The organism is Caballeronia sp. 11_S32 (assembly GCF_056930355.1).
This window is the reverse complement of sequence record NZ_JBXOWH010000004.1, coordinates 1,314,826-1,337,586: the sequence shown is the minus strand read 5'-3', so window position 1 is coordinate 1,337,586 and position 22,761 is coordinate 1,314,826. Positions and strand designations below refer to the sequence as shown.

Genomic DNA, 22,761 nt, shown 5'->3' with positions numbered 1-22,761 from the left:
ACATGTCGAAGTTCACCATCGTCAAAGCCGCCGATATTGCTTCGGCTCGACTCGCCGCGGCCGGCCAGCGAGCCGGGGCCGATAGCGGCGATCCCCAGATTGCTGTCAAGTCTGTGGCGCCCGAAGCGGTTGGCAATCTGGGCATCTGGGAATGTCAGCCAGGAGGCTGGCCAGTGATAAACCGCCCCGATACCGAATTCACGTACATCATCTCCGGCCGTGCCAGGCTCACCGACGACTCGACGGGTGAAGTGACCGAGATCGTCGGTGGGGATCTCGTCATCTTGCCGCCCGGATGGACGGGGCGCTGGGATGTCCTTGAGCCCGTTCGCAAGATCTACGCAATTTATTGAACCGATGCACGCCGTCGTTCAGACGGCAGGGTATCCATAACACCGACCTATAGTTTGGAGACAAAGCATGCGCAAATTCATTACTCTTGGCGCGACAGCCTGCACAGCGGTCGCTCTGACGCTGCCGGCAATGGCGCAGGAAGTTGTCGCGATCGGACACTCGGCCCCGCTCACGGGGCCTCAGGCGGCCAACGGCAAGGACAATGAAAATGGCGCGCAAATGGCTGTCGACGAACTAAATAAACAAGGGGTGCTGGTAGCAGGTAAGAAGGTAACTTTTAAATTGGAATCGCAAGATGACCAGGCCGATCCAAAAACCGGCGTTCAGATTGCCCAGATCCTCGTTGATCGCAACGTCGTCGCTGTCTTGGGGCCATACAACTCAGGCGTGGCTATTCCTGCTTCTCGCGTCTATAACAATGCAGGGGTTCCGCTGCTGCCTGTCGCCTCGAACCCCGCGATTACAAAGCAAGGCTTTAAAAACATTTTCCGGATCGGGGCGAGTGACGCTCAGCTTGGTGGGACGATGGGGGACTTCGCGGCGAAGGAGTTGAAGGCCAAAACGGTTGCAATCATCGACGACCGTTCCGCCTATGGGCAGGGAATCGCGGAACAGTTTGAGGAATCGGCCAAGGCAAACGGCCTGGAAGTTATCGATAAGCAATTCACCAACGGTCAAGCAACCGATTTCCTTGGCGTCCTTACGGCTCTCAAAGCCAAGAACCCTGATGTCATTTTCTTCGGCGGCTACGCCTCTCAAGCCGCGCCGATGGTCAAACAGATGCGGCAGCGCGGTCTGAGAGCGAAGCTACTTGGAGGCGACGCCATCTGTACAGCGGACATGGGAAGAGTGGCAGGCGAGGCGGCCTCGATTGTCTACTGTTCCCAAGGCGGGACCGCTCTGGACCAGACTGAGGAAGGTAGACAATTCATCAAGAAGTACAAGGACATTTATCATGCTGACATGCAAGTCTATGCAGTCAACTATTACGATGGAGTCAAAATGCTGGCCGACGCCATGGCGAAAGCGGCGACGACGACTGACAAAGGCAAGCTGATCGCACAACTTGCAAAGGAACAATACAAGGGGATAGCCGGCACGTACTCCTTTGATGCCGAGGGGAATCTAAAAGGCGCGCCAACCACTGTGTATGTCATTCGAAACGGCTTGCCCGTTCCTTATGTCAGGTAGGCTGCGACTTCACGAAAAGGCGTGATTTCGAGCGTTCCGGGCTTGCGGGCATACGGCTGACACGGACTCAATCCGCGACAGGCTCCTCGATCTCGATATCGAGGAGCGCCGCGCTCATCGACTTGCCATGTGCGTCGAGCGCCAGCGACCGCGTGACGCCGCCGCCGAGCGCGTGTCCCAGCACGAAATTGAACGCACCCAGAAGCGGCAGCTCATAGCGCACGACATCGCCTTTCACCACATCGGCGAGATGTGCCCTGACGCGCTCGGGCGTCAACGCGTCGCGCAAATGCGCGTAATGCTTCGCGTCGAAGCAGATTACCGAGACGTTCAGCGTGTTGCCCTTGTCGCCGGTACGGCCGTGCGCCAGTTCACGCAGTTTCATCGTTGGTCTCCACGAATTCGAAAACGGGATTCACATGTTCGCGCGCGAGCAGCACCGATTGCACGGCGATGACTTCGCGCGTCGTTTTGGTCACGCCGCCGCCGGCCGCCGGGCCGTTGGTGTAGAGCGTTTCGACTTCGTTGCCGATGCGCGCCGCTTCATTCGCGTTCGATGTGCGCCCCGCCACGCGCACGCGGACCTCTAAAGGCTCGCCGCCGCGGGACGCCAGCGCATCGCCATAGAGCGCATTCACGCCGATCAGGTCGAAGCGAAGCTCGCTCGTATCGACGCCGGTGATCGCAAGGCGCTCACGCACGATATCGAGCGCGAGCCGCGCGCGTGCCACGGCGCCGGGTCCGCCATAGGAAATCTGCCCTTCGCCGATATAGCCGTCGACATAGGCGACCGAGACTTTGAGCGTATCCGTGCGCGCATGGCCGCGTCCGCCCGACACGCGCACGCGGTCTTGCGCTTCCTGCATCACGCGTACCTGCGTGAAGTCCGCGACCACATCCGGCTGGTAGTAACGCGCCGGATCGTGGATCTCGTAGAGCAGTTGTTCCTTGCACGTCGCCTCGGTGACGGCGCCGCCCGCATGCGGCACCTTCGTCACGACGATGGAACCGTCCGCGCCCACCTCGCCGATCGGAAAACCGAGCCGCGCGAGATTGCCGACGTCCTTGTAGCCGGGATCGGCGAAGTAGCCGCCCGTCACCTGTCCCGCGCATTCGAGCAGATGCCCGACGACGGTCGCCTGTCCGAGCGTATTCCAGTCATCCATCTTCCAGCCGAATTCGTGGATAAGCGGCGCCGTGAACAACGACGGATCCGCGACGCGCCCCGTCAGCACGATATCCGCGCCCGCGGCGAGCGCGCCGACGATAGGCGCCGCGCCGAGATACGCATTCGCAGATACGATGCGATCCGCATACGCGGCTACATCGTCGCCGGATTCCTCGAAACGCAGATGCGAGCGCAGGACGGCATCGAGCACGTCGTCGCCGGTGACTGCGGCGATCCTCAGTCCATCGAGGCCGAGCTCGCGCGCGATCCGCGCGGTCTTGCGCGCCGCCGCACGGGGATTGGCCGCGCCCATGTTCGAGATGAGGCGCACGCCGTTTTTCACCGCGACGGGCAGCACCGCGCGCATGCGCGCTTCGAGCAGCGGGTCGTAGCCGAGATCGGGGTCGTTGCGGCGCGCCTGTTGCGCAATGGCGATCGTGCGTTCTGCAAGGCATTCGAACACGAGGTAGTCGAGCGCGCCGTGCTCCGCGAGTTCGACGGCAGGTTCGATGCGATCGCCGGAATAGCCCGCGCCCGCGCCGATTCTGATGGTGTCTTTCATGACGTCGTCCGGTCTGGATTAAAGCGAAAACACGCCCAGCACGACACACGCGATCGTCATGACGATCGATGCGCCGAACAGCAGCGGGAACGTGAACTTCTGATGATCCGCGAGATCGATGCCGCACAAGCCGACGACGAGAAACGTCGCGGGCGTGAGCGGGCTCACGGGAAAGCCGGTCGTCATCTGGCCGAGCAGCGCGGCCTGGCCGACATGCACCGGCGGCACGCCGAGCTGCGACGCCACTTCGGCGATCACGGGCAGCACGCCGAAATAGAACGAGTCGGGATCGAAGAGCATCGACAGCGGCATCGATGCAAGACCGAGCGCGACCGGAATATGCCCCGCCATCGCGGGCGGGACGAACCCGACCGCCGCCTGCGCCATCGCTTTCAGCATGCCGCTGCCCTGCATGATGCCGGTGAACACGCCCGCCGCGAGCAGAATGCCCGCCATCATCAGCGCGGCGCGCGCGTGGGCGTCGATGCGCTTTCGTTGCATGTCCACATTCGGGTAATTGACCATCAGCGCAATGCACAGGCCGACCATGAACATGATCGCGGGCGGAATCTTCTCGCCCATCACGACCATCGTGCCGAGCACGACGATCGTCAGCACGATGTTGAACCAGAAGTTCTTCGGACGGCGCAGCGCCTGTTCCTCGGACGTGAGCTCGCGCTTCGGAAACGGAATCGAACCGTTCGCGCTCGAGTAGCCGAGGCGCTTTTCCTCGCGGCGGCCGAGCCACCACGCCATGCCGAACACGAACACGAGGCCGATTGCCTGCACCGGAATCAGCGGATTGAATAGCGATGAAATCGGCAGATGCAGCGACGCCGATGCGCGAATCATCGGTCCCGTCCAAGGCAGGAAGTTGATGCCCGCCGCCATCGAAACAGCGGCGGCCAGCACGCGCTTGTCCATGTTCAGGCGTTCATAGAGCGGCAGCATCGCGGGGATCGTCACGAGAAAGCACACGGCGCCGGAACCGTCGAGATGGATCAGCAGCGCGAGCAGTGTCGTGCCCATCACGATGCGCGTAGGCTTCGTGCCGACCGCGCGCAGGATGCGGTCGATGATCGGATCGAGCGTGCCCGCATCGGTGATCGTGCCGAAATAGAGAATCGCGAACACGAACATGCCGACGACGGGCGCGAGACTCTTCAGCCCGTCGATGACGAACTTGCTCGTCTGCAAGCCGAAGCCGCCGATCAGCGACGCCGCGATCGGCACGATGATCAGCGCCACGAGTGGCGACATGCGTTTCGAAAGAATCGCCCCGAGCAGGACGAGGATGGTGGCAAGGCCTAGCAACGGCAGCATGTGTCTGTCTCCGAATCTTGTTTTTTGATGTGGTCGAGAGTAAGTTCGGAACGGCGATAACACAATTGAAATGATTTGATCGCAGCTATCACAAACCATAATGGATCTGAATCTTCGCGATATTCGCGCGCTCGTCGCCGTGGCCGAGGCGGGCAGCTTCACGCGTGCGGCCGAGCGGCTGCATCTGTCGCAGCCGGCGCTCACGGTGCAGATACGCCGGCTGGAGGAGGCGGTCGGCGCACGCCTGTTCGATCGCAATAGCCGCAATGTCGCGTTGACGCCGACGGGCCGCGAGCTGCTGCCGCTCTTGCGCAAATCGCTGCGCGACATGGAAAACGTGCTGCGCGATGCGCGCGCGTTAGGCATCGGCGAGAGCGGCACGATTCGCATCGCGTGCCTGCCCACATTCGCGGCGAGCGTGTTGCCCGAGCTGATCATCGACATGAAGCGCGAAGTGCCGCGCGTCGTGTTTCAGATCCGCGATGTCGTGGCGAGCACGGTCAACGCGCTCGTGCGCGACGAGGAAGCGGATATCGGCCTCACCGGCGGCGAGGCGCTCGACCCGATGCTCGAGGTTCTGCATGCGGGCGTGGACCGGCTCGTCGCGGTGTGTCCGCGCGCGCATCCGCTCGCGAGGAAGCGTCGCATCGGCCTGGGCGATCTGGCGCGGTTACCGCTCGTACTCACCGCGCCGGGAACGAGCGTGCGGGCGGTTGTCGATGCGGCGCTCAGCAAATCGAGCGGGCCGCTCGATATCGCGTGCGAACCCACGTACATGATGACCGCCGTCGCGATGGTGCGTGCCGGTCTGGGCGTGACCATCCTGCCCGAGACCGCGCGCGAGGTGCGTGCCGAAGCGGGGCTCGTCGTGAAGGAGATCGAACATCCGGCGTTCGTGCGATCGATCGCAATCGTGAAGAAAAGAGGCAGAACTTTGCCGGCGGTCACCGAGAAGTTCGTGCAACGGATGCGTCAGAGCGTCAAGACGCGGTGAGCTTATCGCGGTTCCATGACCGACCGGCGCCCCGGCAGACTGGCTGTCCTGCGCGCCATCTCGATTCTCCTCACGCCGCTTCGTCAGTCTTCTCTCGCAAGCCACGCCGTTCGAGCCAGCCCACGCCCCAGTCATTGAGTTGCGAGAGAATGGGGCCGATCGTGCGTCCCTCATCCGTCAACGCGTACTCGACCTTGGGAGGCACGACCGGATAGACCGTGCGCGTGATAAAGGCATCCTCTTCCAGTTCACGCAGTTGTTTTACGAGCAACCGCGGCGTGCAGCCAGGCAGGTGTCGTTGCAGTTCGTTGAACCTCATCGTGCCCTTCGTGAGCAGATAGTAGAGGACTACACCTTTCCACCGGCCATTGATCAGGTTGAGGGTCGCAACAATCGCGCACGGCGGCGCTTCATCGTATTTGCGACGCTTCGGCATCGAAACGCTCCCGGTCCGAGTCATACGCGGGCAGTCTTTCCACACTACCCTTTTGGGTAGTATATTTAAAAAATTGAAGTATTGCGCTTGCTAGCGCGTGCCCAAACAATGGAACGTGTGCTCAGCGATAAAGCCTGAGCTATCCGCAAAGGAGTGTTCCATGACCCGAGTTGTCCGCTTTCATGAATATGGCGATGCGAACGTGCTTCGCATCGAAGACCTGGACGTCCCCGCACCGGCTGCAGACGAAGTGCAGATTGCGGTGAAAGCCATCGGCCTCAACCGTGCCGAAGTGATGTTTCGCACCGGGCGATATCTCCAGGAAGCCGTGTTTCCCTCTCAGCTCGGCTATGAAGCTGCGGGCGTCGTCAAGGCGCTGGGTGAGGAGGTGACTGGCTTCACTGAAAACGATGCCGTGAGCGTCATTCCAACGCTGGACATGTCCCGTTGGCCGACATACGGAGAATTGATCAACATTCCCGCCAGGTACGTCGTGAAGCATCCCGCGCGATTGACGTTCGAACAGGCTGCTGCATCGTGGATGCAGTACGTTACGGCGTGGGGTGCGTTGATCGCACAAGGGAAGCTGAGCGCTGACGATTTCGTCATCGTCTCGGCGGCATCGAGCAGCGTTGGCATCGCCGCGATTCAGATCGCGCGGAGCGTCGGCGCTACGGTTATTGCAACGACGCGCAGCAGCGCGAAGGCTCAACCGCTTCGAGAGGCCGGTGCTCACCACGTAGTTGCCACGACGGAAGAGGACCTGGCGACTCGAGTCGAAGAGATCACGAACGGAAAGGGGGCTCGCGTCGTGTTCGATCCAATCGGCGGCCCGGCAATCGCTCAGCTTGCTCAGTGCATGTCGTTCGGCGGCATCCTTCTCGAGTACGGCGCTCTGAGCACCGACGAGGGGACGTTTCCGCAGTTTGCTCTGCTCGGCAAGTGTCTGACGTTCAAGGGCTATCTCTACATCGAGGTCACGAGCGACGACGAATTGCTCGAACGCGCGAAGGCGTTCATCAATGAGAAGCTCGAGTCCGGTGTGCTCGTTCCTCTCATTTCGCGGACGTTCAAGTTTGATGAGATTCGGGAAGCCACGCGCTTCCTGGAATCGAACGAGCAAGTCGGAAAGATAGTCGTGACGGTGGAGTGAAGCGAGCCCCCCGCGCTAACAGCAGGACGAAGGCGCGCCGATGGGCATGCCTTCGCGGTAGCACTTCGCCGAGCGCAGGGTAAAAATTGCGAGGACCCGAGCGCGGCAGAACATGAAATCGTTGATGCAGATGATCTGCGGTAAATCGATGCAGCCTCGACACTCTGGTGGAAGGATCGTTTGACCGCGTTCGGCACCTTTGATGAATCGCCCCATCTGCGCCTCTTGACTCGGCGGATTGATTCAGTCCAGGTGATCATCGGGTTTTTGCACGGCCTCGGCCAGATTGGGCCCTTGGCTCTCGTGTTTTGAAGGCCGTTCCATCGGCCGAGGTACTCAGAGAACGGACCGCCGGCAACGCTACGTTTTTCAGCGGCGATCAAAGTCGATGTTTCTGACCAACCACCTGCGCGGTGCATTCAGCGCGGTAACCGCTAAAATTGCGGTTTTCGCCCGGAATACGTGCATGTCTTTTGCCTCGCTTGGCCTGATCGATCGGTTACTGCGTAATTTGCAGGACCTCAGCTACCAGACCCCTACGCCGGTGCAGGTCAAGGCGATTCCTGCTGTGCTCAGCGGCAAGGACGTCATGGCTGGGGCACAGACCGGCACCGGAAAAACGGCGGGGTTTGCGCTGCCGCTGTTGCAACGGCTGGTGCAACACGGCCCGGCCGTGTCCAGCAACCGCGCGCGTGTTCTGGTGCTGGTACCCACGCGTGAACTGGCTGAACAAGTGCTGCAAAGCTTTATCGAATATGGCAAAGGTCTGGACCTTCGATTTCTGGCCGCCTACGGCGGTGTGAGTATCAACCCGCAGATGATGAAGTTGCGCAAAGGCGTGGATGTGCTCGTTGCCACGCCTGGCCGTTTGCTGGATCTCAATCGCCAGAACGCAGTGCAGTTCGATCAAGTACAAACGCTGGTGCTGGATGAAGCCGACCGCATGCTGGATCTGGGGTTTGCGCGCGAACTCAACGCCGTCTTCGCTGCCTTGCCCGCTCAGCGGCAGACCCTGCTGTTCTCCGCCACATTTACCGATGATATCCGCGCCATGGCGGCGAGCATTCTGCGCGGTCCGGTCAATATCAGCGTCAGCCCGCCCAATGCTACGGCCAGCAGGATCAAGCAATGGGTCGTGCCGGTGGATAAAAGGAACAAGCCTGACCTCTTCATGCACCTTGTGGCTGAGAACAACTGGAAGCACGCGCTGGTGTTCGTCAAAACCCGCAATGGCGTGGACTACCTGGCGGCGATGCTGGATGAAGCGGGCTATGCGGTCGACACCATCCACGGCGACAAGCCGCAGCCCGCGCGCCTGCGTGCGCTGGAGCGCTTCAAGACAGGCGAAGTACATATGCTGGTAGCCACCGATGTGGCTGCGCGCGGGCTGGATATTGACGACCTGCCGCTGGTGATCAACGTTGATCTGCCGATCGTGGCGCAAGACTATGTGCACCGTATTGGCCGTACCGGCCGCGCGGGTGCCAGCGGTGTGGCGGTGTCCCTCGTGTGTGCCGATGAAGCGCCGCAACTGGCTGCGATTGAAGCGCTCATCCGGCATACGCTGCCCCGCCAGGAAGAGCCGGGTTTTGAAGCAGAACACCGCGTGCCGCAAACCAGCGCGACGGGCCAGATCATCAAGAAACCCAAGAAGGCCAAGAAGCCCAAAGTGCCGCAAGCGGCGCCGGGCGCCATGCAGATGCTCAGCAAAAAGCCGCGCCCGCAAGGTGGCGAAAACAAACGCAAGCCTGCGGCGGAGCGCGCTCTGGCCGCGGGTGAAGGCACAGGCTTGTCAAGCAGTAATCCATTCAGCGTTCAAAAGCCACGCGGCAAATCCGCGATCAAACCCGCTGCGGGCTCAGGCAAGCCGGCTAGCAAACCCGCTGGTGGCCGTAGCAAACGCCAACCCTGACTGTGCTGAGGATTGCTCCATGCGATAACCGCGTCTCGTGCGGGTCGTCGGCGACCTGGCTGGCCACGATTGCCTGCGCCTCGTCAATTCGTCGACCACGCCTCAATGGAAACTGAGCGACGGAAAGAACACGCGCTCGATACGCCTGCGGGACCGCTCGTCGGCGATCATCCCGGGGTGGTCGTGCATGCGGCGTGTTGCGGATTAGGCATTACGCTGCTGCCCGGATTCGATGTCGCACAATATTGCCGCGATAACTCGACCCTTCCAAATCAACTTCCCCTTGTCATTCGCCGCGCCCGATGTCCTTCCTATCGGAGTATTTCCCATTTCTCCAGTAGCTTTGAGAGCGAAGGTCATTTCCACTTCAGTAGCCCCGCGTGCAAGTCCTGAACGGCGCTGATAGCTTCGAATGACCATCCTTGGCATCGCCTCGAAGCAATTCGGATTCCGTATGAATTCCTGGAGCCGCATCAGGCTATTTATCGCAATCCTTGTCACGCACCTCGGCTTTCTGCCAATGCCAATGCTCGGAATTTGTTACACCTCTTACCGCCAACGGCGGGCGGCGTTACGAAAGCCTTTCGACGCTCCGGTTATACTCGCGCCGTCTCAAAAAAAACGTCCGAACTATGTCAAAGCGAATCATTCAGTTTGTTGCAGTCGCAGCGCTCACGGCTGCGGCATCGATGCCGGTCATGGCTGGCGACATGAACAATGCGCTCGGCGGCGCCCTCGGCGGCGTGGCCGGGGCTGCGCTCGGCGGTGCCGTAGGCGGCAGCACGGGCGCGGTGCTCGGCGGGGCAGTGGGCGGCGGCGCAGGCGGCGCGGTCACGTCGAACCGTCGCGAGCGCACGGGCGCCATCATCGGCGGCGCGCTGGGCGGTGGTGCCGGCACGGCGGCAGGCAATGCGATGGGCGGCCGTGGCGGCGGCCTGGTCGGCGCAGCGCTCGGCGGCGGCGCCGGCGCAGCGCTGGGCGGGAATATTTCGCGCTCGAACTCGTACGCGGACGACTACAGCCACGACTACAGCCACGGCTACAGCAAGAAGCGCCACAAGCGTCACCATCACGACTGAGCGAAAAGTTGAACGCAGCGCGGTTCCGGCGCGAGCCGGACGCGAGCGTTGTGCCTGCGACTAATCGATCGCGGCAGGCGGGCGGAGGCATCGGTTCGCCGACGGGTTCATCACGGATTGAACCGATTCCTCTTCACGTTTCCCCTCGCCAAGGGACGCATTTGACCGGCCAATCATCAGCATAAGCTTCGCTAAAGCAGGGGTCGCATGGCGATTCCGCCGCTAGTCTTCCAACGAGATTCCGGCACTCACTTCGTGCGTGCCGGAAAGCGCTTCAACGATGTCTCGATTGGAAGAGGATGCCTATGCGAACCGAGAGCCATGTTTTCCGCGGCGGGTCTCCAGTGTTGGTGGTCGCGCCTCACGCAGGTTGCGCGGTTCCCATCGAATTGCGTGCCCATCCCGCCTGGCAGCCGATCAATGGACGCCAGTCGGATCCCGGAGGAATAGCGCTGATCGAAGTCGCGCAAAAGCGCGGCATGACGGGGATCGCCGCGGCGATCCACCCTTGCGTGATCGACATGAACGTCGCGCCGCATGACAGCGCGCTGAGTGAGCGGCTGAACCGGCTCAACTTGTGCAGAACACATACGGCTCATGGCGAGGCCCTGTATTCGCAGGGACTCGAGCCGGACGGCCCCACTGTGAAACAACGCGTAGCGGATCATTGGACGCCCTTTCACGAGTCGGTGCTGGCGGAGTTGCTCAGACTCCGCGAGACACATGCCAACGTGTTCATGCTGGTGGTGCACGCAGGCTCGTGGCTGTCGCCGTTTCGCTCGCAACGCGCGACAGTCGACTGTCACTTCGGCACGAGCAATGGCAATTCCTGTGACAGGCGAATCGTTTCGGCCCTGACGCAGGTGGCGCGCGATCGCGAGCGTTCCTGGGTCGTCAATGGAAAGTCGGCCGAGGGCTTCGCCGCGCGCCACTATGGCAGACCTGAGAGCGGCATCCACGTCGTCGAGCTGGAGATTTCAGGAAACTGGCGGCGAGAGATCGAACTCGCCAGGAATGAAGGAAAGGGCGTCGATGCACACGAGACCGCAATGTCGGCGCTCCTCGACGGTGCCGAACGCACCCTTTCGACGCTCGATCGACAGTCCACGCCGGGCGACCTTCCCCGGGCGCTGCGGGACGCTTTCCAACATCACGCGACTTCGTGACTATTCATTGTCCGGGATGCATACCTCTTCCGGACGCAGCGACAGAGCCTTCGCGATGTCCTGCGACACCTGTCTTTCGACTGCGCGCCTCAGAAGATCGTAGAGATCCGCCGGCAGGTGTCCAAGTTCATTTTCCCGATACGCCAGGTAAAAGGACCGGCTCAATTGCTGATAAGCCCTGCCGTGACGCGAGAAGGACGAGAGCGGGACCACCCGGACATCCTGAACGTAGTGGCGTGATTGCCAGAGACAGAGCGGCGTCGTCAGCGCGAAGCCGAGCCCTGCGGCGACGAGGCTGAGCATCGGGTCGGTAGCGTCGAACTCGCATGTGCGATCGATATTCTCGCCGTGAGCGGCAAGATACGCATCGATATGCTGCCCGATAACCGAGCGGGCGCTGTACCTGATGAATTGAAGGTGGCGGCTGAGTTCCGAAAACGTGGTGAACCGGTCGACTTCGAAGCTCTTCGGCAAGACGGCCACATACGGCTCCGTGAAAAGCTTCTTTCTCTTGATGTTCCCGGCATTCGTGAAGCTGGTCGTCGTGACGGCCATGTCCAGTTGCCGGGCCTCCAGTTGCGCGTCGAGCGTGGGTGTAATGCCTGACCACAGCCTGATCTGATGCGACGTCCCCGAAAGCGCCCTGATGATGATCGGCCCGATGGTCGCGGCAAACGAATCCACGCAGCCGAGCCTCACCACAATGCGTTTGGCGCGCGTCACGTTGCGCACGCTTTCGACCATCTGGTCGGCGCCTTGCAGCAGCACGGTGGCATGTTCGAACAGACGCTGTCCGGCGGCGGTCGGCCGCGCCGGGCGCGTGGCGCGATCGAGGAGGCTCGTGTCCAGAATCGATTCGAGCGCCTTGATGCGCAGCGATACGCCCGCCTGCGAGATTGACAGACGGCTGGCCGCATCCGATATCGAACCCGCTTCGACGACGGCCACCCAGCTCGCCAGAAGGCCCCAGTCCGGGAAGTTCTCGGGAGCGTTCTCTTTCGTAGTCGCCATGATCATCGGTCAGTGATGGGTCGTGCCTGGGTATCTCTCGCGGCGACGGCAAAGAGCCGTGTATTGCGCCGCGTTATGCTGAACAAGTGTTCATCAAAAATAACCGCGTTAATGTAGGTGAAAACCCATAGATGCAGCGATTTTCACGAGATAAGAGCGGGGAAAACACTATTGACCCGCCATCTTTCGGAAGTATAGTTGGCGAAATTCATTGTTTGTTGAACGGATGTTCAGTGTGAGGCGCTCGGGCAGCTACACCTGTCTGAGGATTCGATCCGTCATCGACTGATCAGCTGACCAATGTTCGGAAGCAAGGAATCGATCGGTTGCCGCTTCATCCAGTTCCATAACGTCGACCGAAAACAAAGCATAAGGCGAGGTTGAAGAACCCGATGAATTTGTGTCCGCGACTACTCTGGCATCGAGGCAATGAGTCGAAGCACATACCGGCGTGATGTCCTCCGGTAGTCCGTCCCAACTGTTTTTTCGTAAAGGAGTCAGCGTGAGTTCAGGTCCACAATTTCCGTTGCCGGCGAATGAAGCCGAAGTGAGTTTCCGACCGGGCACCGCCGCCGCAACGGAACTCGGCAAGGCGCTGCAGCAACGCGACGTCGTCGAGATTCCGACGGTCATCGGCGGAAAGCGTTACTTCTCGAACGAGGTCGTCGAGGTGCGCGCGCCGCACGACAATCAGCGCCTTCTCGCACGGATTCATCGCCCGACCGAAGCGCAGATCAGCGAAGCCATCGCCAGCTCGAAGTCCGTCGCGAAAGACTGGGCGAGCCTCTCTTATGCGAGCCGTGCGACGATCCTGCATCGTGCCGCGGACATCATCGCGACGCGCCAGCGCATTCGCATCAACGCCGCGACGGTGCTCGGCCAGAGCAAGACCATCGATCAGGCCGAGCCCGATTCCGCGTGCGAACTGATCGACTTCCTGCGCTTCAACGCGTACAACGCGCAGCGCGTGTACGCCGAGCAGCCGATGTCGGTTCCGACCGCCGTCAATCGCGCCGACTGGCGTCCGCTCGAAGGCTTTGTCTACGCGGTGTCGCCGTTCAACTTCACGGCCATCGGCGGCAATCTGACCACCGCGCCCGCGATCATGGGCAACACCGTGCTGTGGAAGCCGTCGGAGAAGTCCGCGCTCGCCAACTACATCTTTTTCGAGGCGCTCGAAGAGGCCGGACTGCCGCCGGGCGTCATCAACTTCGTGCCGGGCGATGCGGAGCTCACGACGCGCGTCGCGCTGTCGTCACCGGATCTCGCGGGTATCCACTTCACCGGATCGTCGTCGGTGTTCCAGTCCTTGTGGAAGGGCGTCGCGTCGAAGGTCGATGCGTTCCGCACCATTCCGCGCCTCGTCGGCGAAACGGGCGGCAAGGACTTCGTGCTCGCGCACGCATCCGCCAATGCGTCGGAAGTCGCGATCGCGCTGATTCGCGGCGCGTTCGAATATCAAGGGCAGAAGTGCAGCGCGGCGTCGCGCGCGTACATTCCGAAGAGCCTCTGGCCGGCCGTCAGCCAGGAAATGCGCGAGCGCCTGTCGCAATTGAAGGTGGGCGATGTGGCCGATCACGACACCTTCATGGGCGCGGTGATTTCGCAGGCTTCGTATCAGAAGCTTTCCCGCGTGCTGGCCGCGGCGCGCGAAGACGCTAGCGTCAAGCTCATCTCCGGCGGCAAGACGTGGTCCGATCCTGGTTACTTCGTCGAGCCGACGGTCCTCGAAGTCAGCGACCCGAAGCATGCGCTGATGAAGGAAGAACTGTTCGGCCCGGTCCTCTCCGTCTACGTCTATGACGACGCCGCCTGGGAAGACACGCTGCAACTGATCGACGCGACGAGCCCGTATGCGCTCACCGGCTCGATCTTCTGCACGGACCGTTTCGCGCTTCATCACGCGGAGCAGGTGCTGATCAACGCAGCGGGCAACCTCTATCTGAACGACAAGCCCACCGGCGCGATGATCGGTCAGCAGCCGTTCGGCGGCGGTCGCGCAAGCGGCACGAACGACAAGGCCGGCTCGTACCTGAACCTGCTGCGCTGGGCGTCGCCGCGCGTGGTCAAGGAAACCTATCTGCCGCCGCGCGACTGGCAATTCGGCGCTTGAGTTCGATTACGGCTTCTCCTGAGGACACATCATGTCAACCATTGTCTCTTTCAAGAATGTACAGAAGACCTACGACGGCGAAACGCTTGTCGTCAAGAATCTCAACCTCGACATCGAGGAAGGAGAATTTCTGACGATGCTCGGGCCGTCCGGCTCTGGAAAGACGACGTGCCTGATGATGCTGGCGGGATTCGAAACCGCCACGCATGGCGAAATCCTGCTTCAGGGGAAGCCGATCAACCGCATTCCCCCTGAGCGTCGCAATATCGGCATGGTCTTTCAGAGCTACGCGCTCTTTCCGCACAAGTCGGTTGCGGAGAATCTCGCGTTCCCGTTGAAGGTTCGCAAGGTATCGAAGGACGAGATCGCCCGCAAGGTCAAGCGCGCCCTCGACATGGTGAACATGGAGAAGTTCGCCAACCGCATGCCCGGCCAGCTTTCCGGCGGGCAGCAGCAACGCATCGCGGTTGCGCGCGCGCTGGTGTTCGAGCCCGCGCTGGTGCTCATGGACGAGCCGCTCGGTGCGCTCGACAAGCAGCTCCGCGAGCAGATGCAGTACGAGATCAAGCAGATTCACGAGCAAAGCGGTTTGACCGTGGTCTATGTCACGCACGATCAGAGTGAAGCCATGACCATGTCGGACCGCATTGCCGTGTTCAACAACGGCGTGATTCAGCAGCTCGCGCCGCCGCCAGCCCTGTACGAAAAACCCGAGAACGCTTTCGTGGCGAGATTCATCGGCGAAAGCAACGAACTGGTGGGAACCGTCTCCGCGATGGAGAAGGAGCGCTGCACCGTGAAGCTGGCAAGCGGTCAGAGCATCAGGGCGAGCGTGGGGCCGACCGTTCGGGAAACCGGCTCCGCCAGCATTTCACTGCGGCCCGAGCGCGTGGCCGTGGGCGATCTGGCGAAGCGCTGCGACAACGTCTTTCAGGGCGGCGTGAAGGACCTCATCTACTACGGCGACCATCTTCGCGTGGTGATGCAGGTCTGCGGACAGAACGACTTCATCGTGAAGCTGCCGAACGACGGGGACGCGCGCCGCTTGCGCATCGGCGATTCCGTGCATGTCGGATGGATGGCGGAAGCGTGCCGCGCCTTGCAATGAGCGCGTCTTCGTAGCTCGATAAAAACGCGGAGATATGCTCAAGTTGTTGCAAGTGTAGTTAGCGATACTTATCAAAAGTTCGTTCGCGACAGCATGCAGATTCCCTTCGGCGACCACGCGAAGAACACGCGGATCCGGAAAACGCAAAACCAGAACGACATCCGCGATTCGCTCGCCTGGAAATGACCGCTTCAGTGTGAATTGATCAGGAGGACGCGGCGCAGGCCGCAAGACCATGATGATGCTTCCCCATGATATTGCCGTTCCCACGGATCAGCCGGTTGCCCAGCTGAACGTCCAGGACTCGAAGAGCCTGAAAGCCAGGCTTCGTAACGCAGAACGTGCCGAAAGAATAAAGGCAATGCTTCTGGTGGCGCCATTGCTCGTGTTCCTCGTGGTGACGTTTCTCGTGCCGATCGGCAGTCTGCTGCTGAAGAGCTTTCGCGACGCGACCTTGTCGCAGGAGCTTCCGCACGCATCGGCGATGCTGCGCGAGTGGGACCCCGGACAGGGCAAGCTGCCGAACGAACAGGTCTTCGACGCATTCGCGCACGATCTCATTGCAGCGAAGGGCGGCGAAGGCGTCAGCCGGGTCGCATCGAGACTCAACTATGACGAGGCGGGCATGCGCAGCCTCGTCATGAAAACGGCCCGCCGCCTGAGCGTCGATGGCACCGGCACATGGCACGAGCGCCTGAGCGCCATCGACGAGCGCTGGAACGACATCGGCGCGTGGTCGACGCTGAAGTACGCATCGTCGCCGTGGACGCTCGGCTACTACCTGAAAGCGTTCGACTTCAAGCGGGACGACCACGGCGCGATCGTGCGCGAAAACCCGAGCGAGCGCCTCTACGTCGACGTGTTCGTGCGTACCGCATGGGTCAGTATCGCGGTGAGCGCGCTGTGTCTTCTCTTCGGCTATCCGGTCGCGTACTTTCTCGCGAATATTCCGGCTCGCTTCAGCAACCTGCTCATGATCATGGTGCTGCTGCCGTTCTGGACGTCGATTCTGGTGCGTACGACCTCATGGGTCGTCGTGCTGCAACAGCACGGTGTGTTGAACGATCTTCTGAAAGCCCTCGGGATGACCGAGCACGGCTTTCAGCTCATCTATAACCGGTTCGGCGTGCTGGTCGCGATGACCCACATCCTGCTGCCATACGCGATCCTGTCGCTGTATTCGGTGATGAAGGGCGTGCCGAACATATACATGAAGGCAGCCCGCTCGCTCGGAGCCGGACCGGTCCGCTCCTTCTTTCAAGCGTATTTTCCGCGAACGCTGCCGGGCGTCGGCGCGGCGGGCATGCTCACGTTCATTCTGGCGGTCGGTTACTACATCACGCCGGCCATCGTCGGCGGCCCCGATGACCAGCTCGCCAGCTACTACATCGCCAATCACGTGAACAACACGCTGAACTGGGGATTGGCCTGCGCGCTCGCTTCGATCCTGCTGGCAGGCGTGCTGGCGATCTACGCGATCTTCGTTCGTATGACCGGCGGCGCCGGTGTCAAGCTGGGGTGAGACGAATGTTCAACTTTCCTGCATATGTGACGGTCTGGGGGCGGCTCGGCCGATGGGCGCACGTCATTCTGTCGATGGCGATCCTCGTTTTCCTGATCTCGCCGATTCTGGTTGTGATGCCGCTGTCGTTCAACTCGCAACCGTACTTCACGTATCCGTTGCCCGGCGTGAGCCTGCGTTGGTATCAGGACTTCATCAACAGCCCGGAGTGGATGCTCGCGCTCAAGAACACGTTGATCGTCGGCTCGGCGTCCACGCTTCTTGCCACGACGCTCGGCATCATGGCGTCGCTCGGGCTCACGCATCCGCGTCTGAAAGGCCGCGCGTTGATCACCGGCATTCTGGTGTCGCCGATGATCGTGCCTTTGATCATCACGGCGGTCGGCGTGTATTTCGCCTTCAGCCCGTTCGGCCTCGTGAACAGCCTGGCCGGCTTGATTCTGGCGCACGCCGCGCTCGGCGTCCCGTTCGTCGTGGTGACGGTCACGGCGACTCTCGCGGGCTTCAACGAGACGCTGTCGAGGGCGGGCCGCAGCCTGGGCGCTTCGCCGCTGCGCGTGTTCCTTCAGGTGAAGCTGCCGATCATTGCGCCGGGCGTGATTTCCGGCGCGCTCTTCGCCTTTGCCACGTCCTTCGATGAGATCGTCGTCGCGCTGTTCCTGACCGGAACCGATCAGCGCACGGTTCCCCGGCAGATGTGGGCCGGCATTCGCGAGCAGTTGAGCCCCACCATTCTGGCTGTCGCGACCGTGCTCGTCGTCATCTCGACCTTGCTGCTCATCACGCTGGAACTTCTGCGCCGCAGGACCGAACGCTTGCGCGGTATGGCGAGCTTCTGAGTGCCATCCATGACCAAGTATCCATCAGGTAACCTCATCATGCTGTCGGAAATCCAATCGACCCAACCCGCCGCGACCCGTCTCGAGACCCTGCGTCAGCGCATCCGCGAAGCCTCGTCGCTACCCGAAGACGTCGTCGTGCAAGCGCTGATGAAGGAGGCGCAGTTCGATGCGGCAACGTCGAAAAAGACTCAGGATCTCGCGGCGCGGCTCGCGCAAGGCGTGCGCGACGCGCGCATCGATGCGGGTGGCGTCGACTTGCTCACGCAGGAGTTTTCGCTCGACAGCCGCGAGGGCATTGCGCTCATGTGCCTCGCCGAAGCGATGCTGCGCATTCCCGACACCGAGACGCGCAATCAGCTGATTCGCGACAAGATCGTCGATGCGGACTGGCGCGCGCATATCGGCAAGTCGCCTTCGTTGTTCGTCAACGCCACGGCGTGGGGCTTGCTCGTGACCGGCAAGCTGCTGAAGCAGCCGGACGAGAACGCGCTGGCGGAGGCACTGACGCGCGTTGTGCGCAAGGGCGGCGAGGCGGTCGTGCGCGGCGGCGTGGCCTATGCGATGCGTATGCTCGGCAAGCAGTTCGTCACGGGGCAGACGATCGAAGAGGCGATCGGCGTAGCGAAGGGCCGCGAATCGAATGGCTATCGTTATTCGTACGACATGCTCGGCGAGGCCGCGCTGACCGATGAGGACGCGCAGGCTTACTTCGAGTCGTATCGCCATGCCATCGAAGCGATCGGACGTGACGCGAAGGGGCAAGGACCGATCGACGGCCCCGGCGTATCGGTGAAGATTTCTGGCCTGCATCCGCGCTATGAACTCGCGCAACGCGAACGCGTGCTGGCGGAGATGTATCCGCGCCTGCTGCAGCTCGCGCAACTGGCGAAGCGGTATGGAATCGGCTTTCACCTCGATCAGGAAGAATCGGCGCGTTTCGACCTGACGCTCGAAATGCTCGAACTGCTGTGCGCCGAGCCGTCGCTGAGAGGCTGGAACGGTATCGGCATCTCGCTTCAGGCTTATCAGAAGCGCGGGCGCGCGGTGGCGGAATGGATCATCGCGCTGGCGCGCGCGCATGGCCGCCGCATCAACATTCGTCTCGTGAAGGGCGCGTATTGGGACACCGAGATCAAGCTGGCGCAGGATGCCGGCGCAGTGGGCTATCCGGTGTTCACGCGCAAGGTGCATTCCGATGTGAGCTATATCGCCTGCGCGAAGGCTTTGCTCGACGCGCCGGACGCGATCTTCCCGCAGTTCGCCACGCACAATGCCTTCACGGTGGCCGCGGCGCACACGCTGGCCGGCGACAAGGACTACGAGTTCCAGTGTCTGCACGGCATGGGCGAAACGGTGTATGACCAGGTCGTGAGCGCGTCGAAGCTCGGCAGGCCGTGCCGGATCTATGCGCCGGTCGGACCACACGCGACCTTGCTCGCTTACCTCGTGCGCCGCTTGCTGGAGAACGGGGCGAACTCGTCGTTCGTCAATCAGATCGTCGATCCGGCGGTGAGCATCGCCGATATCGTGCAGGACCCGGTGGCGAAGGCGGCGCGCACGGGCGGCAAGCCTCATGCCGGCATCGTGTCGCCGCGCGGCTTGCTGCCGGGGCGATTGAACGCCGCGTCGATGGACTTTGCCGGTTCGAAGGACTTCGCCCAGGCCGTGACGGCGATCCGGACGAACCGGATCAACGCGAAGCCCATCGTTGCAACGGCGGCCGATGCAGCCGGCGATGCGACCGCGCTCGTGCACAGCGCCAGCAAGCTGGCCGAAACGATCGGAAGCGTCACGAGCTGCGCGATGAACGCTGTCGCCGGCGCGCTTGCGTCGGCGACGCAGGCATGCGATGCGTGGGCGGCTTCGCCGGCCTCCGAGCGCGCCGAGGTGCTCGAGCGTGTCGCGGCTTCGCTGGAAAGCAAAGGCGCGCACTTCGGCGCCGTGCTGGCGCTCGAGAGCGGCGCAACGCTGTCCGAGGCGGTCGAAGAGGTTCGTGGCGCCGTCAACATGTGCCGTCTCTACGCGCATCAATCGATGACCGACTCGCGGCTCGCCGATGCAAAGCCGCTCGGCGTCGTGGTGAGCATCAGCCCGTCCGCATCGCCGCTGTCCTGCTTCGTCGGACAGGTTGCCGCGGCGCTCGCCACGGGAAATGCGGTCGTTGCGAAACCGTCGTCGGATGCTTCGCTGATCGCGTTCGAGGCCGCGCGCGTGTTCATCGACTCCGGCTTGCCCTCCGGCGTGCTGCAACTGGTTCCCGGTGACGGCGCGACCATCGGCCAGGCATTGGTCTCGGACGCTCGCGTTGCCGCTGTTCTGTTCGGCGGATCGCGTGAGGTTGCCGCGTCGATCTCGGCCCGGCTGGCGGAGCGCGCGCAGCCCGCGAGGTTCATCGCTTCTCATGCAAGCGTGAACGCGATGATCGTGGACAGCTCGGCGCTGCCGGAACAGGTCATCTCCGATGCGATCCGGTCCGCGTTCGATTTCGCGGGGCAATCTCCGGCGTCGTTGCGCTTGCTTTGCCTTCAGGACTCGACCGCCGACAAGGTGCTGCGCATGCTCAACGGCATGCTCAGCGAGCGTAGTACTGGCGATCCACTCAGCGTGTCGACCGATATCGGCCCTGTGGGCAGCCGGGCGGCGAAGGACCGCGCTCAGACATATCTCGCGCAGTTGCGGCGCCAGGGATTCGCGGTCACACGCGGCAAGCTGTCGGCCGAATGCGCGGAAGGCAACTTCGTCGCGCCGGCTATCGTCGATATGAAGGATGTGGCGTCGCTCGGTTCCATCGATGCCGGCGTCGCCGGTCCCATCCTTCATGTCGTCCGCTTCAAGACGGGCGGGATGGACGATCTGATCCAACGCCTCAATACGCTCGGGTGCGCCGTGCTCGGTCTTCACACGCGTATCAACGAAGCCAGCGGCAAGCTGCTGTCGTTCTCGAAGGCGAACAGCATTTGCATCAACCGGTCCATGCATCAGGCGTTTCCCGGCATGCAGCCCGCCGGCGGTGCCGGTGCGGCCGGCACCGGTCCGATGACCGGCGGGCCGCTGACGCTCCTCGGTCTCACGCGCCACGAGCCGTCATCCTATGAAGCGCCTCAAGGGCCGTTCAGCAGGTCGAAGACGGCCGTGAGCGAGAAGTTCTTCGAGTTTCCGGTCGAGAACGCCGACGGACGTCTCATGCCGCGTGTCACCGCGCATATGCAAGAGCGCGCGGATCGCCTGCAAAGGCTGGATTCGATTTTGCGAGCGTCGATGCTGGAGCAGATGGATACCGCTCAACGTGCTTCGGCCGAAGTCTTCCGCTCGCGCTTGAGCCAGTTGATCGACTCGTCGAAGCCGCTCAGTCTTCCGGCGCTGACGGGCGAGGAGAACACGGTGGAACTCTTGCCGCGGGGACAGGTGCTTTGCACGGGCGAGTCGGCGTTCTCGCTTGCTATGCAGGTGATGGTCGCCGTCGCGTTCGGCAACGATGCCGTGCTGCCGGAGTCCGCCATGGCCGACGCGTTCGCCGCCGTGCTGGGCGGTGCATGCAAGGTGATCGGATCGGCGGACGTAAGGCGGGCGCTGGCTGGCGAACTGCAGGGTGTCCGCGTCGAGGCCGTTCTGGCCTCCGCCGAATACCGCGACCTTGGCCACCTGCGCCGCCTGTGCGCCGCGCGGATGACGAGCGTGGTCGCCGCGGACGCGTCCGGACGATACGACTGGACGCAACTCGTGCGCGAACGCGTGACGACCGTGAACGCGAGCGCGGCTGGCGGCAATACGCAACTGATGGTCATGAGCGAGGATGTCGCGTAACGTGACGATAGGGGCGGGCGTGTCCGCTCATCGGCATCTGTCATTGACGTCCGTCCTGGCCGGAACGCGCGATATGCTGCGTTCCGGCCTCGGCGGACGTTTTGCATCTTGCGGTCGTGAGAACGCAAGTCGATACGAAGGAGAGCGCGAAGTGTCGGACGTTTTCAGTTTTCATCAGGGCAACATGCCCGTGTTGATCTCCATCCCGCATCTGGGAACGGATATCCCGAAAGAGATTGCCGCGCACATGACGGACGAAGCGCTGCGCGTCGCGGACACGGACTGGCATCTGGACAGGCTGTACGAGTTCGCGCAGCGTGCCGGCGCATCGATACTGGGGGCGAAGACATCGCGGTACGTCATCGACCTCAACAGGCCGCCGACCGGTGAGAGCCTCTACCCCGGTCAGACGACGACGGGCCTGTGCCCCGGCGAAACGTTTCGCGGAGAGCCGCTGTACCGGAACGGCCGGGCGCCGGAGCAAGCGGAAGTGCGGCATCGATTGCAGACGTACTGGGAGCCATACCATGCAAAGCTGCGCGCCGAGCTGGACGCGATGCGCACGAAGTTCGGCAGCGTGCTCCTCTGGGAAGCGCACTCCATCGCGAGCATCCTGCCGCGCCTGTTCGAAGGCAAACTGCCCGACCTGAATGTCGGCACGAATGCAGGTGCGAGTTGCCGGCCGGAGATTCTCGAAGCGATTTCTGACGAACTCCAGAGTCAGCCGTTCACATGGGTCAGCAACGGCCGCTTCAAGGGCGGATACATCACGAGAGCCTATGGCCGTCCGGAAGACGGAATCAACGCCGTGCAGCTGGAGATGTGTCAGTCGACCTATATGAACGAGGACGCGCCTTTCGAATATCGGCCTGAGCTTGCCGGGAAAGTGCAGCCGGTGGTGCAACGGATGGTCGCCGCGGCCGCGCGCGCGAACGCGCAAGCTGGCCGGTAGCGCGGTTCATCGGGCCGAAAAAAAGCCGTCGCGATGGGCGCACCATCTGCGACGGCGGAACACCCTGGGAA

The 22,761-nt window shown here is 62.1% G+C and carries 18 protein-coding genes; 13 read left to right on the top strand and 5 right to left on the bottom strand.

Annotated features, from left to right (window positions below; genetic code table 11):
• Positions 1–2: 2 nt before the first annotated feature.
• Positions 3–353 (top strand): cupin domain-containing protein, encoded by a 351-nt coding sequence (locus AC1Z32_RS32320; RefSeq protein ID WP_483482893.1) that lies wholly within the window; start codon positions 3–5, stop codon positions 351–353.
• A gap of 67 nt (positions 354–420) precedes the next feature.
• Positions 421–1,545, top strand: coding sequence for a branched-chain amino acid ABC transporter substrate-binding protein (locus AC1Z32_RS32315; protein WP_483482892.1), 1,125 nt, complete (start codon positions 421–423; stop codon positions 1,543–1,545).
• 67 nt (positions 1,546–1,612) lie between these two features.
• On the opposite strand, the gene AC1Z32_RS32310 is transcribed toward AC1Z32_RS32315, so the two are convergent.
• Genes AC1Z32_RS32310 through AC1Z32_RS32300 form a run of 3 tightly spaced genes read right to left on the bottom strand, consistent with a single transcriptional unit; the run spans position 1,613 to position 4,598 of the window.
• A complete protein-coding gene (locus tag AC1Z32_RS32310) occupies positions 1,613–1,930 on the bottom strand; it encodes an AtuA-related protein (RefSeq protein ID WP_483482891.1) in 318 nt (105 codons plus the stop codon).
• Positions 1,917–3,275 carry an acyclic terpene utilization AtuA family protein gene (locus AC1Z32_RS32305; RefSeq protein ID WP_483482890.1) on the bottom strand — a complete coding sequence of 453 codons (1,359 nt, stop codon included), beginning with the start codon at positions 3,273–3,275 and terminating at the stop codon, positions 1,917–1,919. Before AC1Z32_RS32305 ends, AC1Z32_RS32310 begins: the two co-directional genes overlap by 14 nt.
• Before the next feature lie 18 nt (positions 3,276–3,293).
• Positions 3,294–4,598, bottom strand: a complete 1,305-nt coding sequence (locus tag AC1Z32_RS32300) for a CitMHS family transporter (RefSeq protein WP_483482889.1) — start codon at positions 4,596–4,598, stop codon at positions 3,294–3,296.
• 100 nt (positions 4,599–4,698) lie between these two features.
• Here AC1Z32_RS32300 and AC1Z32_RS32295 point away from each other — a divergent pair, with 100 nt between their 5' ends.
• Positions 4,699–5,592 (top strand): LysR family transcriptional regulator, encoded by an 894-nt coding sequence (locus AC1Z32_RS32295; RefSeq protein ID WP_483482888.1) that lies wholly within the window; start codon positions 4,699–4,701, stop codon positions 5,590–5,592.
• A 70-nt stretch (positions 5,593–5,662) separates the two neighbouring features.
• On the opposite strand, the gene AC1Z32_RS32290 is transcribed toward AC1Z32_RS32295, so the two are convergent.
• On the bottom strand, positions 5,663–6,028 hold the full coding sequence (locus AC1Z32_RS32290; RefSeq protein ID WP_483482887.1) for a winged helix-turn-helix transcriptional regulator: 366 nt from the start codon (positions 6,026–6,028) through the stop codon (positions 5,663–5,665).
• A 160-nt stretch (positions 6,029–6,188) separates the two neighbouring features.
• On the opposite strand from AC1Z32_RS32290, the gene AC1Z32_RS32285 reads away from it, so the two are divergent.
• From AC1Z32_RS32285 to AC1Z32_RS32270, 4 genes are all read left to right on the top strand, one after another.
• Complete coding sequence (locus AC1Z32_RS32285) at positions 6,189–7,181, top strand: zinc-dependent alcohol dehydrogenase family protein (RefSeq protein ID WP_483482886.1); 993 nt, start codon at positions 6,189–6,191, stop codon at positions 7,179–7,181.
• Positions 7,182–7,647: 466 nt separating this feature from the next.
• Entirely contained in the window at positions 7,648–9,093 is a 1,446-nt protein-coding gene (locus tag AC1Z32_RS32280) for a DEAD/DEAH box helicase (protein ID WP_483483365.1), read from the top strand.
• A 632-nt stretch (positions 9,094–9,725) separates the two neighbouring features.
• Positions 9,726–10,172: a hypothetical protein gene (locus AC1Z32_RS32275; RefSeq protein WP_483482885.1), complete on the top strand. Its 447-nt coding sequence runs from the start codon at positions 9,726–9,728 to the stop codon at positions 10,170–10,172.
• A gap of 305 nt (positions 10,173–10,477) precedes the next feature.
• Positions 10,478–11,338 (top strand): N-formylglutamate amidohydrolase, encoded by an 861-nt coding sequence (locus AC1Z32_RS32270; RefSeq protein WP_483482884.1) that lies wholly within the window; start codon positions 10,478–10,480, stop codon positions 11,336–11,338.
• Here AC1Z32_RS32270 and AC1Z32_RS32265 read toward each other — a convergent pair whose 3' ends face one another.
• On the bottom strand, positions 11,339–12,349 hold the full coding sequence (locus AC1Z32_RS32265; RefSeq protein WP_483482883.1) for a LysR family transcriptional regulator: 1,011 nt from the start codon (positions 12,347–12,349) through the stop codon (positions 11,339–11,341).
• A gap of 502 nt (positions 12,350–12,851) precedes the next feature.
• Between AC1Z32_RS32265 and pruA the strand changes: the two genes are divergently transcribed.
• The 6 genes from pruA (at position 12,852) to hutG (ending at position 22,690) form a co-directional block, all read left to right on the top strand.
• A complete protein-coding gene (pruA, locus tag AC1Z32_RS32260; protein ID WP_483482882.1) occupies positions 12,852–14,462 on the top strand; it encodes an L-glutamate gamma-semialdehyde dehydrogenase in 1,611 nt (536 codons plus the stop codon).
• Between the two features lie 31 nt (positions 14,463–14,493).
• The gene (locus tag AC1Z32_RS32255) at positions 14,494–15,570 is read left to right on the top strand and encodes an ABC transporter ATP-binding protein (protein ID WP_483482881.1); all 1,077 of its coding nucleotides are present in this window, start codon (positions 14,494–14,496) and stop codon (positions 15,568–15,570) included.
• Between the two features lie 361 nt (positions 15,571–15,931).
• Positions 15,932–17,092, top strand: a complete 1,161-nt coding sequence (locus AC1Z32_RS32250) for an ABC transporter permease (protein ID WP_483482880.1) — start codon at positions 15,932–15,934, stop codon at positions 17,090–17,092.
• Between the two features lie 5 nt (positions 17,093–17,097).
• Complete coding sequence (locus AC1Z32_RS32245; RefSeq protein ID WP_483482879.1) at positions 17,098–17,931, top strand: ABC transporter permease; 834 nt, start codon at positions 17,098–17,100, stop codon at positions 17,929–17,931.
• 9 nt (positions 17,932–17,940) lie between these two features.
• Positions 17,941–21,738 carry a bifunctional proline dehydrogenase/L-glutamate gamma-semialdehyde dehydrogenase PutA gene (gene putA, locus AC1Z32_RS32240; RefSeq protein WP_483482878.1) on the top strand — a complete coding sequence of 1,266 codons (3,798 nt, stop codon included), beginning with the start codon at positions 17,941–17,943 and terminating at the stop codon, positions 21,736–21,738.
• Positions 21,739–21,889: 151 nt separating this feature from the next.
• The gene (gene hutG, locus AC1Z32_RS32235; RefSeq protein WP_483482877.1) at positions 21,890–22,690 is read left to right on the top strand and encodes an N-formylglutamate deformylase; all 801 of its coding nucleotides are present in this window, start codon (positions 21,890–21,892) and stop codon (positions 22,688–22,690) included.
• Positions 22,691–22,761 lie beyond the last annotated feature (71 nt).

Bases quoted from the DNA above. Each gene is read 5' to 3' on its own strand.
- putA (WP_483482878.1), top strand. From the start codon at position 17,941: ATGACCAAGTATCCATCAGGTAACCTCATCATGCTGTCGGAAATCCAA.
- AC1Z32_RS32285 (WP_483482886.1), top strand. From the start codon at position 6,189: ATGACCCGAGTTGTCCGCTTTCATGAATATGGCGATGCGAACGTGCTT.
- AC1Z32_RS32275 (WP_483482885.1), top strand. From the start codon at position 9,726: ATGTCAAAGCGAATCATTCAGTTTGTTGCAGTCGCAGCGCTCACGGCT.
- AC1Z32_RS32245 (WP_483482879.1), top strand. From the start codon at position 17,098: ATGTTCAACTTTCCTGCATATGTGACGGTCTGGGGGCGGCTCGGCCGA.
- AC1Z32_RS32265 (WP_483482883.1), bottom strand. From the start codon at position 12,349: ATGGCGACTACGAAAGAGAACGCTCCCGAGAACTTCCCGGACTGGGGC.
- AC1Z32_RS32305 (WP_483482890.1), bottom strand. From the start codon at position 3,275: ATGAAAGACACCATCAGAATCGGCGCGGGCGCGGGCTATTCCGGCGAT.
- AC1Z32_RS32300 (WP_483482889.1), bottom strand. From the start codon at position 4,598: ATGCTGCCGTTGCTAGGCCTTGCCACCATCCTCGTCCTGCTCGGGGCG.
- AC1Z32_RS32310 (WP_483482891.1), bottom strand. From the start codon at position 1,930: ATGAAACTGCGTGAACTGGCGCACGGCCGTACCGGCGACAAGGGCAAC.
- AC1Z32_RS32270 (WP_483482884.1), top strand. From the start codon at position 10,478: ATGCGAACCGAGAGCCATGTTTTCCGCGGCGGGTCTCCAGTGTTGGTG.
- AC1Z32_RS32295 (WP_483482888.1), top strand. From the start codon at position 4,699: ATGGATCTGAATCTTCGCGATATTCGCGCGCTCGTCGCCGTGGCCGAG.
- AC1Z32_RS32290 (WP_483482887.1), bottom strand. From the start codon at position 6,028: ATGCCGAAGCGTCGCAAATACGATGAAGCGCCGCCGTGCGCGATTGTT.
- AC1Z32_RS32280 (WP_483483365.1), top strand. From the start codon at position 7,648: ATGTCTTTTGCCTCGCTTGGCCTGATCGATCGGTTACTGCGTAATTTG.
- AC1Z32_RS32320 (WP_483482893.1), top strand. From the start codon at position 3: ATGTCGAAGTTCACCATCGTCAAAGCCGCCGATATTGCTTCGGCTCGA.
- AC1Z32_RS32255 (WP_483482881.1), top strand. From the start codon at position 14,494: ATGTCAACCATTGTCTCTTTCAAGAATGTACAGAAGACCTACGACGGC.
- AC1Z32_RS32250 (WP_483482880.1), top strand. From the start codon at position 15,932: ATGCTTCTGGTGGCGCCATTGCTCGTGTTCCTCGTGGTGACGTTTCTC.
- AC1Z32_RS32315 (WP_483482892.1), top strand. From the start codon at position 421: ATGCGCAAATTCATTACTCTTGGCGCGACAGCCTGCACAGCGGTCGCT.